Raw genomic sequence first — 14,348 nt, 5'->3', positions numbered from 1 at the left:
AAACAGGGCGCGGCGGCAGGGGTGTCGCACATTGTCCGGCAGACGGAAAAGGAACCCTCCCCCGCGGCGTTTGTCACCCGCTGCCAGCTCAAACACCGGGTGCCCCGGATGCCGGGACGGATTCGAAAAGGTAGCCACAATCTGAACCTATGGTGTTAACATTTGCCCCATGAACATTAATGTTGTCGCGGTCGACGATCATCGGGTTGCCCTCCTGGGCATTGAACGGATCATCGCCGGTGCCGCAGACATCGAGTTGGTGGGGAAGTACCACTCCATGCCCGAGGTGCTCGCCCACCTGGCGAACCCGAACCAGCCGAAGGCCGACGTCGTGCTCCTGGACCTGCGGCTGGGCAAGGACTCGGATCCGCTGGACAATGTTCTCCAGCTCACGGAAGCCGGGATGCCCGTGCTGGTCTACAGCTCCCTGGAGAGCCCCTACCTGATGCGGCGGGCCATGGCCGGTGGGGTCTGCGGGCTGGTGGAAAAGACCGCGGAGCCGGAGCTGCTGCTGGAAGCGCTGCGGGTGGCCGCGGCCGGGCAGACCTTCGCCACCTCCGAGTGGGCCGGGCTGATCGACTCGGACCCGTTGCTGGACGCGGTGGAACTCTCCCCGCGCCAGCGGGAGGTGGTGGAGCTTTATGCCATGGGCGTCTCCGCCCGGGAGGTGGGCGTGCAGACGGGACTGTCCCAGGAGACCGTCCAGGACTATCTGAGCAGGATCCGGGTGAAGTACTCCCTGGCGGGCCGGCCGGCGGTGACCAAGGTGGATCTGTTCCGTCGTGCCCAGGAGGATGGTTTCCTGCCCGGACCGCATGAGTGATGGACCTCCCGCCCGAGTTTTTCGCCCCCGCGCCGCTGCGTCGGCCGGGGGTGCTGGCCGCGGCCGTCGAGAAACGCTACGGCCGTCGCCGTGCCTTGACACTCATCCTCCGGGCGGTGGCCCTGCTGGGCGGGACAGGGCTGTTCGTGATGCTGCTGGTGACCCGCGGTCGTTGGCAGGTCATCCTGGATCCGGCGGCCTGGTCCCTGCACCGGGTGGACACCTGGGTGGGCCTGCTGTTGACCGCGGCTGCGCTGCTGGTCATCTTCGCCGGGATCCGTCACCAGTGGGCGTGGTATGTGACGAGCTTCCGCATCGCCGGCGGCGTCTACCTCGCTGCCGTCGCCTGCCACGTGATCGGGCTGCTGAGTGGTGGGTCCGCGCTGCAGTCCCTCCACCTGGCCGATTACGCGGCGTATCCGGCCATCTTCCTGATGCTGTCGGTGCCGGTGCGTCTGGGTCTACCCCTGGCGATCACCACCTTGGCCGTGGTCAGTGGTACCCACCAGGGCATCCCGCCGAGTATCTCCAACCTGGTCGAGGCGCTGTGGGCCCTGTTGCTGGTGTTGCCCTTCCTGTTGTTAATCAACTCCGTCATGCGGTCAGCCGAGAAGATCGACCAGGAGGCGGGCCGGCGCTACGCGGAGAACCTGCAGATGGTGCGGTCGAAGGCGCTGTTGGACACGGAAACCCGGTTCCTGGGCTACGTCCACGACCGCGTGCTGCAGCATCTGGACGGCATCCGGCGGGGTCTGATCGCCCCGGAACGCCTGGAGGTCGATCCACCGGCCGGGACAATGGACATGGCGCAGCCCCTGCCGAGCAACATGGGCCGCGGGGTGTTGGAGCTGTCGCAGGCGTTGCGCCGGCTGGATCCGGAGATGCCGCTCGGGTTGCCCGCGGAAATCCCCACCCGTGCCTTCCTGCCGGCGGAGGCGCTCAGCCTGATCACCGACGCCGCCGTCGCCGCCCTGGACAACAGCCTGCGCCATGCCCCGCAGGCCCGCCGTTGGGCCGAGATCCAGGTACGCACGGATAAACAGGGGAACGGTGCCTCGCTGCACGTGACCATCTCCGACGACGGCCCCGGCTTCCGCGTCGCGGACATCGATCCGGAGCGCGCCGGGGTCCGGGTGGCCATCCTCGGGCGCATGGCTTCCGCGCCTGGGCTCGCCGCGGCGATCGATACGGAGCCTGGCCAGGGTACGCGCATCACCTTGTGGTGGCGGCGTCACCAGGAGTCCGTGGTGCCGGCGTCGGGCGTGCCTGCCGATGAGGTCCGGGAGATGTTTGACCTGCGCAAGACCTTCAACGCGGCCTTCGCTCTCGCCGCCGGGGCGCTGATCCTGCTCAAAGGGCTCGGGCATGATCACTCGGAGAGACCGGGTTGGTTTGTGGCGTCTCTGGTGCTGGCGGGGATCGTCCTGGCCGGTCTGGTGCAGGGACGCAGCAACCGGTTGCCGTGGCGGCCCGCCCTCGTGGTGGCGTTTGGCCTGGTTGCCTTCGCAGTCCTCGCGAGCCTGGAGAATGTGGGGCTCTCAGCCTGGTGGCCGCCGCTCTGGTATGCCTCGGTATTCGCCTACCTGTGCCTGTTGCTGGCCATCCGTGGCCGGCCCGGGGTGGCCTGGCTGGTGATGTTCGCCGGCGGGGCCGCGATGCTGTGGCTCACCCGGGACAGCGAGGTCGCGGACTACCTGACGGTGTCGAAGATGATGGGGCTGGCCACGCTCCTGGTGCCCGGGACGCTTGTGCCGTTGGCCCTGTACCGGTTGATGAAGGTGATGGCATCAGGGCTGGTCGAGGATATCGGCGAGGACACCGACCTGGCGGTGGCGGCCTCCCGGCGCAGCTACATCTCAGAATCGGTCACCTGGCTCCAGCGGCAGCTGGACGAGGTGCTGGATCCCGGTCTCCCGGTCGGGGAGCGGATCTGCGGAGCACACCTGCTGGAACTGCAGCTGCGCGACAGCATCCGCTCCCCGCGGTTCAGTGAACCGGACACGAGCCGTGCCGTCTGGCAGGCCCGTCAACGCGGGGTCACGGTCCGGCTCCGCGATGACCGCAGCGACGTCCACGGCGTGGATCCGGCACCACAGCCGGTGGCGCACGCTGAGCTGCACCGTCAGCTCCAGGACCTGCTGGTCACAGCGGAGGGGGAGGTCACCGCCCGGATCTTCCCGGCCGGACGGGCGACTTACGCCACCATCCACGCCGCCCGCGACACGGATGGAGACGAGCTTCAATCGCGGCAGTTGCTCATCCCCGTGGAGAGGTCGCGGGACACCCCAACCCCGGAGACCGAGCCGCACGCGGTACCCCATCACCGGGAAAGCGGCGTCCCGTCCGCTGGGGAGACCGGGATAAACGGGGGATAGTATCCTGCATCGCCAGGACTTAGGATGAGATTTAATTTATATATTTCTCAACTTCGGCCGAGCAGGTGAGCCCCACGGTGAACGAGCAGGCAGCGTCGTCGAGCGCAGAGCTTTCGGAGAGGTTTTTCGCGGCGGCGCCGTTGCGCCACACCGCTGAACTGGCGCCGGAAGTGGAACGGCAGTTCCGGGAATTCGGCACTGTCTCCCTGGCGCTGTCGCGGGTCATCGCGCTGGCCACCGCGATTCCCTGGCTGATCTATCTGATCTTCGGCCGGATCACCCTGGGGCTCAGTCACCCTGCCCAGCAGGTCGTGTGGTTGTGGTTCATCATCGTGGCGGGCCTGGTGGTCGCTGCTGCAGTGGTCCACCGCCGGCGCTGCTATTTTCTGTCCCTGCTGGCCGGTGGCGGGAGTTTCTGCCTCGTGCTCGTCATCCACATCGGTTTTATTCTGGCGACCGGGAGTTCTCCACTGGCCGGCAGCTTCCTCGGGGACTTCGCCGGTCTGCCGGTGGCCATGTTGGCCACGGTTCTGCCGATCGCGCTCGCCACCCCGGTTGCCGCGGTGGTGATCGCCGCCGCGGTCACGTTCAACCTGGGGACACCGTTGGGGCTGAACACGGTGCTGGAGATCGCCCACGCGGAACTGCTCCTGGTCCCGTTTCTCATGCTGCTGCAATCCAGCCGGGCCACCACGCAGGTGCTGGACGACGTGGTCCGGCGGGCCCGTCGCCGAGCTCTCCGGGCGGCGCGGACCAAGGCGCTGGCGGCGATGGAAACCCACTTCCTCGGGTACCTCCATGACCGGGTCCTGACCTTTCTCAACGGAATCAGCAATGGGGTGCTCGACGTCGGGGACCGCACCCTGCGGGAGGACGTCCTAACCCTCCACGCCCCGGAAACGGGAGCCCGGATCCCGGTGGGGGAGGTGGTGGCAGAGCTGGTCGAACAGGCCCCGGGGACCGCCCCCGGAATCATCCTCACCACCCCTGATCACATTCCGGCAGCCGTCGATATCCCGGCTGAGGCCGCCGCCGCGTTGCATGACGCCGCGCTTGAGGCCGCCGCGAACACCCTGCGGCACGCACCGGGCGCGCCCGCCTCCCTGACCATCGAGGTGGAGGTGGCTGCGGAATCCTGCACCCGGGTGCGCATCGTCGTCCGGGATGAGGGGCCGGGCTTCGGGATGTCTGAGATACCGCCTGGAAGGGCCGGGGTCCGGGTATCCATGGAAGGCAGGATGAAGGCCGTCGACGGCGGCGACATGGTACTGGACAGCCACCCCGGGGACGGCACCACAGTGGAGCTGAGCTGGTCGGTCACCGGCCCGGCGGCCGTCGTCCCTGACGCCCCCGGGGTCATCATCCCGCAGGTCTATGAGCTGGTGGGCATCGGCCGGGTGTTCCGCCCCCGCTACGCCGTGCTCGCCTGGCTGGTGTTCGTGGGACTCAGCCTGAACAACGTGCACCTCCAGCCGCAGCTCCTGATCCTCGCGCTGGGGAGCGCCGCCGTGGCGCTCGGGGCGCTGGTCACCGGGGACACGCTCCGGTTGCCGGCAAGAAGCACGGTCATCGCGGCCACGGCCATCCTCGTCTTCTTCGTGGCCGCCGGCAGTGAATTCAGTGAACCCGCCAGGTCCTGGCCGCAGGCCTGGTTCCCCTGGGTGTTTGTCCTGCTGTGCAGCTACCTGGCGCTCCGCGACCGGGCGGGGACCTCACTGCTGGTGTGGTTGCTGGGGTTGGCCGCGGCGGAGTTGCCGGGGGAGATGGACCTGGCGGGATCGGCCGCCGGGGCCGCGCAGATCATCCCGATGAGCACCGTATTGCTGGTCGCGGTGCTGATTCCCCGGATGATCAGGCTGACCACCAGCGGACTGCCGCTGGCGCTGGAACTGAACCGGAACCGGACGTTGGCGGCTGAACTGCTGGCCACCCGGACCCGCTTCGTCGCCGACTCCACCGTTTGGCTGCGGCGCCAGGTCACCGAGGCTCTGTCACCTGATCTTGCGGCCCAGGTACGCAGGTCCAACGCCGCGTTGCTGGAACAGCGTCTCCGGGACTCCATCCGGTCGCCGGGTTTTGACACGGTCGCCGTCAACCGGGCCGTGTGGGACGCCCGGGCCCGGGGCCTGCGGGTCCGGCTGCTGGACTACCGCGGCGAACACAATGTTGATGACGAGCGGCTGGTGCAGGTGCGGCGGGAGTTGATTGAGTTGCTGACCAGGCAGGCGAACACGGACGGTGTCACCATAACCGCCCGCATCCTGCCTCCCGGCCGTGACCGCTGGGCCTCCCTGGTGGCCAGTGGCGGTGGGGAACTGCAACAGATAGACGTGGAATGACCCGGCGATCCACGCGGATGGTGGGGGTGATGGGGCACAACCTCTTCCGTGCCCGGTTCCCATACTTTTGCCGGGTGAGAATTGAAGACCGGATGGGGATCGGAAAGACGGAATTTCGCACGAGAACAGCATTTTCCGCGGTGATGTCATGGCACGGAATGCCTGGTGCCAGAGGGGGAAGGCACAGGTTAAAGGTATGATCAAACCTGTTTTGGTCGGTTGCCCGGGCATTGTCCGTTGTTTATGGTTTATTTTGTCTGGAAAATCCAATAAAAATTAGCGTCGGGATTATTTGTGGTGAGATTCGGGATGAGAAGAATGTGCGGACAAGGGGCGGGTGTGGCACCTCAGGCTTGCGGCACCGCCGGCCCGGTCTCGATGGGGTTCCTGGCGCACCACCACGGCCCGGCCAATGTCCCCCGCCCCGGGAGCCCCACGGCATGACCCCACCCGAGGAGCTGTTTGCTCCAGCTCCGTTACGGCATAAGGGGCAGCTGACCGAGGAAGCCGAGAAGCAGTTCCGCCGCAGCCGCACCGCCACCCTGGCGCTGCTGCGCACCGCCACTCTCATCGGGGCCGTCTACTGGATCGGTGTGCTTTTGGCCGTGGACACGCGCTGGATGGTGTGGGACTGGGTCGGTGCGGGCGCGATCCTCGAGCCGGCGACCTGGGTGTGGCTACTGCTGCTGGCCTGCTGTCTGCTGCTCTTCTACGCGGCGTACCGCCACCGCCTGGCGTCCTACCGGCGGATTCTGCGGTTCGTCGCTGCCGTCTACCTGCTCCTGGTCCTCTTGGAGCCACTGGCGGTGACGTTGGAGGACTTCTCATCTCTGGAGCCGATGGTTCTCGATGCCCTCGGGGCGGCGCCGTTGACGCTGCTCGTGCTGGTGCTTCCGGAACGGATCAGTCTGCTGGTGGTACTTCCCTTGTTCGGGGTGATCAACGGGGTCAGTGAGGGCTTTCCGTTGACGTATGCCCACCTGGTGGAGGCGGTGTGGGCGATGGTGACGCTCATGCCGTATATCCTGCTCACCCACGCGGCGCGGATGGCCGCCATCCGGATTGACCGGGCTGCCACCCGGCAGTACCGGGAGGCGCGCAAGGCTGCCAGCTCCTCGGCGCTGATGGGACTGGAGAGTCGGGTGCTGGGGTTCCTGCACGACCAGGTTCTCCACTACCTGACGATGATCCGCACCGGAATGGACGGCGGGTCCCGGGCCGACCTGGCGAAGGCGCTGCCGACCGATACGGACGGGAATGATGCGGCAACGTCGGCGATGGGCCTTCCTGCCCCTCTCGCTCTCCGGCAGCTGCAGGAGATCCTGTGGGGCATCGATCCAGGACTCCGGATCGAGGTTCCCGAGGAGATCCCCACCGGACACGGCATACCGACGGTGACACTCGACATGCTCGGTGACGCCGCGGCCGAGACGCTGCACAATTGCCTCCGGCACGCCCCGGGTGCGCAGCGGTGGGCGCGACTGGAGATCATCACCGGCCAGTCCGGTTCCTTCGACGGGTTGGAACTGGAGATCATCGACCAGGGGCCGGGATTCCGGCTGGAGGACACTGATCCGGACCGCGCCGGGTTGCGCGTCTCGGTACTGGGGCGGATGGCGGCCTCCCCGGGCGGATTCGCCGACGTGGACTCCTCCGTCGCGGAGGGCACGCGTGTGCTGCTCGGCTGGCACCGTGACAGCCAGGGAAGCACCCGCCACGTGCCGCTGCCCGAGGTGGAGGAACACCGGAACGGCTTCGAGATCGGGCGGACCCTGACCCCGGTGTTCGGGGTCCTCGCGTTCTCGATCTATCTTCTGAAGGGCATGACGCAGGACCACTCCGGCGCGCCGTTGTGGTTCGTCCTGGAGATGGGACTGCTGGCGGTGGCCTTGTGGGCCATGGTGCGCGGGAACAGCGAGCGCCTACCGTTGCGCGAGACGGTGGTGGCGGTGATCGCCATCTACGGCTTCGGTTGGACCGCGACGTGGGAGGGTCTGCCCGTGGCTTCCGACTGGCCACACGTCTGGTACCTCTCCGTGTTCGCGGTGATGTGTTCCTTCCTGGCGATCCGTAACCGTCCCGTCTTCGCTCTGGTGCTCAGCGTCGTCGGCCTGGCCACTCTCTGGCTGCTGGCCCGGGGTGGCCCCACGGAGGAGTACGTGACCATCGGCAGGATGGTCGTCCGGTGGATGATGCTGGTGCTGCCCGCCGTCATCCTCACGTTGGGGTACCGGAAACTCACGGCGTCCCTCGCGGCAGGGGTCCGTGCGGAGGGGGAGCGCACCACGGACCTGATGGTGGCGACCACGCAGCGCAGCTATCTGCGGAATTTCACCGCCTGGCTCAATTCCCAGCTGGCGGTGGTGCAGGATGACGCATTGCCGGCCCGCCGCCGGCAATGCTGGGCCTTCCTGCTGGAGCTGCGGATCCGGGACGCCATCCGTTCCCCGGCCTTCGACCGGGCGGAGACCAACCGGGCGGTGTGGCGGGCCCGGGAACGGGGGACCACGGTCCGGCTGCGCGATGACCGCAGCGACACCGACGGGGCCGATCCCGCACCACAGCCGACGGCTGACGCGGAACTGCACCGGAAGCTCCGGGAGGTGCTGGACACGGCTGACGGCACGGTGACCGCCCGGGTCCTGCCGGTGGGCCGTGCCACGTACGCGACGATCCTCCTCAGCGCGGAGGATGACACCGGGCAACCGGCGTCCCGGAGCATCCGCATCCCGGCGGACGGCCCCGAGCCGCAGTTCGTGGCCGGTGGACCGTCCGGGCTCCTCTCACCGAGCCGGGGCGAAGGGGACAAATAAGACAGCTTTGTCTATAGTGGAGCGGTGGTGGTCAGCCGCCCGGTACCCGAACCGGGTGTGACCTGCCCACCCCGTCCGGCCGGATTGAGAGCTGAAAGCTACAATCGCCAGACATGTGCCCGTTGCATCCGGCAGCGGGTGGACACCGATGTTTACCCCCGATTCTGGAGAGATATGACCACGACAGCTCAGAGCACTTATAACCCCGGCAAGGGCGTGGGAGAGCCCGTCGGTATCGCCATTCTGGGGCACGGTACCGTCGGCACGGAAGTCGTGCGCCTGATGTACGAATACTCCGAGGACTTCACCCAGCGCATCGGCGGTCCGCTTGAGCTCAAGGGTGTGGCCGTTTCAGACAAGGAGAAGCACCGCGGCTCCATCGCCGAGGAACTGCTCACCGATGACGCCACCGCTCTGATCGAGCGGGACGACGTCGACCTGGTGGTCGAGGTCATCGGCGGCATCGACTACCCGCGCAAACTCGTGCTCGCCGCCCTCAAGGCCGGCAAGTCCGTCATCACCGCCAACAAGGCCCTGGTGGCCGCCCACGCCGCGGAGCTTTCCGACGCCGCCGACGCCGCCAACGTCGACCTCTACTTCGAGGCCGCCGTCGCCGCCGCGATCCCGGTGGTCGGCCCGCTGCGCCGCTCCCTGGCCGGTGACCAGATCGAGTCCGTCTCGGGCATCGTCAACGGCACCACCAACTTCATCCTCGACGCCATGGATTCCACCGGCGCCAACTACGACGACATGCTGGCCGAGGCCACCGAGCTCGGCTACGCAGAGGCGGACCCGACCGCCGACGTCGAGGGTTATGACGCCGCCTCCAAGGCAGCCATCCTCGCCTCCCTGGCCTTCCACACCCGCGTGACCGCTGATGACGTCTACTGCGAGGGCATCACCAAGATCTCCGCCAATGACATCGAGGCGGCGAAGAAGGCCGGTTACACCATCAAGCTGCTGGCCATCTGTGAACGCATCACCAATGCCGAGGGCAAGCAGTCCATCTCCGCCCGCGTCCACCCGACGCTGATCTCCCGGGAGCACCCCCTGGCCTCCGTCAGCAAGTCCTTCAACGCCATCTTCGTCGAGGCCGAGGCCGCTGGCCGCCTGATGTTCTACGGCAACGGTGCCGGCGGCAACCCGACCGCCTCCGCCGTGCTCGGTGACATCGTCGGTGCCGCCCGCAACAAGGTCCACGGCGGCCGCGCCCCGGGGGACTCCACCTACGCCGACCTGCCGATCGCGCAGTTCGGTGAGGTCTCCACCCGCTACCACATCGACATGGAGGTCGTGGACCGCGCCGGTGTGCTGGCGGAGGTCGCCAGCCGTTTCGCCGCCGAGGGGATCTCCCTACGCACCGTGCGCCAGGAGGAGTCCGGTGAGCACGCCCGCCTGATCGTGGTCACCCACACCGCCGCCGAGGCCAAGCTGTCCGAGACGGTGGAGAAGCTCAAGGGCACGGACATCGTGAAGGCCGTGAACAGCGTCATCCGCCTCGAGGACCAGTGATATGGCGATTGATCTGGAGGTAGGCACCCGGGTCAAGATCCGGGTGCCGGCGTCATCCGCGAACCTCGGCCCCGGCTTCGACACCCTCGGCCTGGCACTCAGCCTCTACGACACCGTCGAGGTCGAGGTCACCGCATCCGGGCTGGACATCGAGGTCTTCGGCGAAGGCGAGGGCGAGGTGCCGCTCGACGGCTCCCACCTGGTGGTCAAGGCCATCCGGCAGGGGCTGACCGCGGCTGACGCCAACGCCCCGGGGCTGCGGGTGGTCTGCCACAACAACATCCCGCACTCCCGGGGCCTGGGCTCCTCGGCCGCTGCGGCGGTGGCGGGCGTGGTCGCCGCCAATGGCCTGGCGGGCTTCCCGCTGACGGACGACCAGGTGGTCCAGCTCTCCTCGGCCTTCGAGGGGCACCCGGACAATGCCGCCGCCTCCGTGCTCGGCAGCGCGGTGGTCTCCTGGACCGAGATCCCGGTGGACGGCCGCAGCACGCCGTCCTACCGGGCCGTGACCGTCCCGGTGCATGAGTCGATCCGGGCCACCGCCCTGGTCCCGGACTTCCACGCCTCCACCCAGGCCGTGCGTCGGGTGCTGCCGAGCCACGTCACGCACACCGACGCCCGCTTCAACGTCTCCCGGGCCGCCGTGATGACGGTGGCGTTGCAGAACCACCCGGAGCTGCTCTGGGAGGGCACCCGCGACCGGTTGCACCAGCCCTACCGGGCCGATGTGCTGCCCGTGACCGCGGAATGGATCAACCGGCTCCGCAACCGCGGTTATGCCGCCTACCTCTCCGGCGCCGGCCCCACCGTCATGGTGCTGTCCCAGGACCCCGTGCAGGAGGAGATCCTGGACGCCGCCCGCGAGGCGGGACTGCGCGTCCTGGAACTGGCGGTCGCTGACCGCGTCAGTGTCGAGGTCTCCCACGTCTGACGGCGCGGCAGCGGGGCCGGGGCGATGCCGCCGGCCCCGCCTTCCCCGTTTCTAACCGGTCTCCGGTTCGCTCAGCCGGACCGTGCACCGGCCTTCCTCGGAGAAGGGCTTCAGATCGACCCGGACCGGGCCGTTTCCGCCGACCACCTGCCGGATGAAACCCTCGTGGATCGCGCAGACGAAGGGGGAGGGGCGTAGGTTTCCGGCCACGAAGGGGCAGCTGTACAGCGAGAGGTCCGCCGTGTGTTCGCCTTCGGCGGCGTCGGCCGGGTCCTCGTTCAGCGAGGGGTCGAAGCCCATGTCGCGCAGCCGTTGGAAGAGTGGTTCGAGGGCATCGTCCAGGGTGGTCCAGTTCTGGCCGTTGACCGCCATGTGCTGCGCCCACTGCTTGCCGATCGCCCGGGCCCGTTCCAGCGACTCCGCATCCGGGTGGTCCGGATCGCCGAGGGAGGAAACCAACACCTCGATCAGCGAGATGTACTCGTGGGCCACCGCCCGGTTGTCCGGCACCCGGACCTGGAAGATCAGGGAGGGCCGGCCCCGTCCCTTCGCGGGGGCCGTCACCGTGCGCACCGCCTCCTGGACCAGCAGTTCCTCGAGGTGGCCGCGGGCGGTGTTGACGTGCATGCCGAGCTTCGCCGCCACCTCGGCGGCCCGGGCACCGGCCGGGAACTCCTGGAGGACGGCCAGCACCTCGCGCTGCTTGGGGCTCAGCCGGAGCGAGTCCGGGAAGAGCTCGGTGGCGGGGCGCGGCGGCTGGGGCGGGGTCATGGTTTCCTATCCAATTCAGTGGGCTCGGGGGTGGACGCGCACGGACAGCGCCTTGGTCACGCACTCCACCTGCGTTCCGGGCTGCAGGTCCAGATCCACCGCCGAGGCGTGGGTGACCGGGACGAGGACGGTGGTCGCCTGACCCAGCCGCACCGTGACGTCCACCTGGGTACGTCCGGCGGCTGCAAGTTCAACGACCGTACCCCGCCAGAGGTTCCGGGCGGAATCCCGGGCAACCACGCCGGGCAGCCGGAGAGTGGTGGCCGCCGGGTCGATGGTGGCCACCGCGTGCTCGCCGACGCGGAGTTCCGCGCCCGGATCTGCCACGCCGGTGACCACCTGACCGTCTGCGTTGATGTTAACCGTGTCGCTTCCGATAGCGGAAATCATTCCCGGGACGCGGTTGACTCCCGCCAGTGCCGCCACGAAGGAGGTCGGCGGGACGGCCAGCAGCTCCGCGGGCGGGCCCTGGGCGACGGTCGCCCCGCGTTCCAGCACCACCAGATGATCGGCCAGTCCCGCGATGTCCACCGGGTCGTGGGTGACCATGATGGTGGTTCGGTCGGCCGCGGTGCTGCGCAGCAGCCGGCGCCAGCGGGCGGTCGCGGCGACGTCGATGGCCGCCAGGGGTTCGTCGAGGATCAGCACCTCAGGTCGGGCTCCCAGCGCCCGGACCAGGGCCACCTGGGCGGCCTGGCCGCCGGAGAGTGCGGGCACGGGGACGTCGGCGAGCGGACTCAGCCCCGCCGCGTCCAGGAGCTGCCCGGTCAGCTCCTTCGAGCGGGTGACCATCGTGACGGCCCCGGCGACCGTGGTGGTCCGCGGCAGTCCCGGACGCTGGGTCAGCAGCACCACGCCGCGTTCCCGGGCCGGGATGAAACGGGCGCCGTCGACCTCTCGCTCGCCCACCCGGATCCGGGCGCCGCGCAACCGGCCCGCAACCGTGCCGACCATCGTCGTCTTGCCGGAACCGTTGGGGCCGATCACCGCGGTGGTGGCCCCGGCGGGGAAGCGGGTGCACACCCCCTCGGCCTCGTGGGTGACCGCGGGCCCGACCGTGGGGCGGCACAGCTGACGGATCCGCGCGGCGTCGAAATCGCCGAGGGTTCGCGCGGCAGGGGCAGGTGTACGGCGGAGCACCGTCGGCAGTCCGGCGAGGGCCAGCGCCACCACCGCCAGGACGATCAGCACCGCGGCGAGTACGTAGGCGCCGCCGGGATCGACCTCCCGTTCCAGGTAGATGCCCAGCGGCATCGTGCGGGTGACACCGGGCATGGAACCCGCGAAGGTCAAGGTGGTGCCGAACTCGCCGAGGGAGCGGGCCAGCGCCAGGCCGCCGCCGGTGCCGATGGCCGGGGCGATGGCCGGCAGGGTGATCTTGCGCAGGATCTCAGCCGGCGTCATCCCCACCCCGGCCGCCGAGGCCAGGATCTCGTGGTCGATCTGGCGCAGGCTGGCCTCCACGGCGACCACCACGTAGGGCAGGGTGATGAACACGTGCGCGGCGACGACCCCGAGGAAGGCGAAGGCGAACTGGAGGCCCGGGACGTCCAGTAGCGGGGCGAGCAGACCGCGGTTGCCGATCGCGGCGGTCAGCGCCAGGCCGGCGACCACGGGCGGCATCGCCAGGGGGAGGAGCACCAGCAGCCGGACCGCGCCTGCGCCGCGGCGCAGGGTGGACAGCCACACCGCCAGCGGCACACCCAGCAGCAGGGTGATGATCGTGGACTGCACCGCGGCGTAGAGGGTGACGCTGAGCATCTCCGCGGTCGCCGGCTCCCGCAGCACCTCGGTGAAGCGCGGCCAGGGGACGCGGCCCGCCAGGGCGATGACCGGGCCGGCGATGACGACAATGGCGATGCCGGCCACCAGGGTGACCGGCCAGGGGACCCGCGCGGGGGCGGGGCGAGGGGCGGTGCTCATCTACCGGGCCGGGGTGAAACCGTTGTCTTCCCAGACCTGGGCCATCTCCCCGCTGGTAATCAGCTCCACTAGCTCCCGGGCCTGCTCCGGGTGCCCGGTGCCGGCGGTGACGGCGGCATAGAGGGTGTTGGGCACCTTATCCGCGCCCGGGATCTCGAAGACCTCGACGGCGTCGCCGGCGGCCTGGGCGTCGGTGCGGTAGACCCAGCCGGCGTCGGCCTCCCCGGAGGCGACCTTGCCCAGGGTGTCGGAGACGGAGTGCTCCAGGCTGACGGGCTCGATCTCGATCCCCTCGTCGGCCATGATCTGCTCGGAGACGTTGCCGCAGGGCACCTGCGGATCACAGAGCACTACGTTGGCGCCCTCCAGCGACTCGTCGACGCCGGTGATCCCGGCCGGGTTGCCCGCGGGCACGACCATGACCATGGAGTTGGTGGCGAAGGCGACCGGATCGGCGGCCACGCCCTCCTCGACGGCGCGGTCCATGGACTCCCGGTCGGCGGTCAGCAGCACGTCCCCGGGGGAGCCGTCGGCCAGCTGCTGGACCAGGGTGGAGGAACCGGCGTTGACGAATTCCAGATGCTGTTCGCTGAGTCCGGACAGCTGCTCGTTGGCCACGCGGGTGGACGCCGCGCCCAGCACAGTCAGTTCCGTGGCCTCGGCGCTCTCCCCGGACTCCGCGCCGTCGGTGGCAGTCGAGGTGCCGGCGGGGGGCGCTTCGCTGGGGGCCTCGTTGTCCGGGGCACAGGCGGCGAGCAGCGTGCCGGCGCTGAGCACGGCGATGGCGGAGCTGAGCGAACGGGAGAGCTTCATGTCCTGTCTTTCTGATCAGTTCTTTCCGGGACTTCCCAGCCTAGCGCG

Annotated in this window: 9 protein-coding genes; 6 read left to right on the top strand and 3 right to left on the bottom strand. The window is 68.9% G+C overall.

Features of this window, described 5'->3' with window-relative positions:
* Window positions 1-169: 169 nt before the first annotated feature.
* From ACQCVD_RS07820 to thrB, 6 genes are all read left to right on the top strand, one after another.
* The gene (locus tag ACQCVD_RS07820) at window positions 170-823 is read left to right on the top strand and encodes a response regulator (RefSeq protein WP_426823172.1); all 654 of its coding nucleotides are present in this window, start codon (window positions 170-172) and stop codon (window positions 821-823) included.
* The gene (locus ACQCVD_RS07815; protein WP_426823171.1) at window positions 823-3,198 is read left to right on the top strand and encodes an ATP-binding protein; all 2,376 of its coding nucleotides are present in this window, start codon (window positions 823-825) and stop codon (window positions 3,196-3,198) included. Before ACQCVD_RS07820 ends, ACQCVD_RS07815 begins: the two co-directional genes overlap by 1 nt.
* Before the next feature lie 77 nt (window positions 3,199-3,275).
* Window positions 3,276-5,537, top strand: a complete 2,262-nt coding sequence (locus ACQCVD_RS07810; RefSeq protein WP_426823170.1) for an ATP-binding protein — start codon at window positions 3,276-3,278, stop codon at window positions 5,535-5,537.
* A gap of 440 nt (window positions 5,538-5,977) precedes the next feature.
* On the top strand, window positions 5,978-8,350 hold the full coding sequence (locus ACQCVD_RS07805) for a hypothetical protein (RefSeq protein ID WP_426823169.1): 2,373 nt from the start codon (window positions 5,978-5,980) through the stop codon (window positions 8,348-8,350).
* A 174-nt stretch (window positions 8,351-8,524) separates the two neighbouring features.
* A complete protein-coding gene (locus ACQCVD_RS07800; RefSeq protein ID WP_426823168.1) occupies window positions 8,525-9,862 on the top strand; it encodes a homoserine dehydrogenase in 1,338 nt (445 codons plus the stop codon).
* 1 nt (window position 9,863) lies between these two features.
* Window positions 9,864-10,793 (top strand): homoserine kinase, encoded by a 930-nt coding sequence (gene thrB / locus ACQCVD_RS07795; RefSeq protein ID WP_426823167.1) that lies wholly within the window; start codon window positions 9,864-9,866, stop codon window positions 10,791-10,793.
* A 51-nt stretch (window positions 10,794-10,844) separates the two neighbouring features.
* Here the strand turns inward: thrB and ACQCVD_RS07790 are convergent, their stop codons facing one another.
* From ACQCVD_RS07790 to modA, 3 genes are read right to left on the bottom strand one after another with little or no spacing between them, the layout of a single operon-like run.
* Complete coding sequence (locus ACQCVD_RS07790; RefSeq protein ID WP_426823166.1) at window positions 10,845-11,564, bottom strand: helix-turn-helix transcriptional regulator; 720 nt, start codon at window positions 11,562-11,564, stop codon at window positions 10,845-10,847.
* A 15-nt stretch (window positions 11,565-11,579) separates the two neighbouring features.
* Entirely contained in the window at window positions 11,580-13,487 is a 1,908-nt protein-coding gene (locus ACQCVD_RS07785; protein ID WP_426823165.1) for an ATP-binding cassette domain-containing protein, read from the bottom strand.
* Entirely contained in the window at window positions 13,488-14,300 is an 813-nt protein-coding gene (modA, locus tag ACQCVD_RS07780) for a molybdate ABC transporter substrate-binding protein (RefSeq protein WP_426823164.1), read from the bottom strand. It abuts the gene before it with no gap.
* Between the last annotated feature and the right edge of the window lie 48 nt (window positions 14,301-14,348).

The sequence above is a fragment of the Corynebacterium halotolerans genome (assembly GCF_050107895.1).
Lineage (GTDB): Bacteria > Actinomycetota > Actinomycetes > Mycobacteriales > Mycobacteriaceae > Corynebacterium > Corynebacterium halotolerans_B.
Note: the sequence above shows the minus strand (reverse complement) of the source record. Positions and strands in the feature narration are given on the sequence as shown.

Bases quoted from the DNA above. Each gene is read 5' to 3' on its own strand.
- ACQCVD_RS07805 (WP_426823169.1), top strand. From the start codon at position 5,978: ATGACCCCACCCGAGGAGCTGTTTGCTCCAGCTCCGTTACGGCATAAG.
- modA (WP_426823164.1), bottom strand. From the start codon at position 14,300: ATGAAGCTCTCCCGTTCGCTCAGCTCCGCCATCGCCGTGCTCAGCGCC.
- ACQCVD_RS07815 (WP_426823171.1), top strand. From the start codon at position 823: ATGGACCTCCCGCCCGAGTTTTTCGCCCCCGCGCCGCTGCGTCGGCCG.
- ACQCVD_RS07820 (WP_426823172.1), top strand. From the start codon at position 170: ATGAACATTAATGTTGTCGCGGTCGACGATCATCGGGTTGCCCTCCTG.
- thrB (WP_426823167.1), top strand. From the start codon at position 9,864: ATGGCGATTGATCTGGAGGTAGGCACCCGGGTCAAGATCCGGGTGCCG.
- ACQCVD_RS07790 (WP_426823166.1), bottom strand. From the start codon at position 11,564: ATGACCCCGCCCCAGCCGCCGCGCCCCGCCACCGAGCTCTTCCCGGAC.
- ACQCVD_RS07785 (WP_426823165.1), bottom strand. From the start codon at position 13,487: ATGAGCACCGCCCCTCGCCCCGCCCCCGCGCGGGTCCCCTGGCCGGTC.
- ACQCVD_RS07800 (WP_426823168.1), top strand. From the start codon at position 8,525: ATGACCACGACAGCTCAGAGCACTTATAACCCCGGCAAGGGCGTGGGA.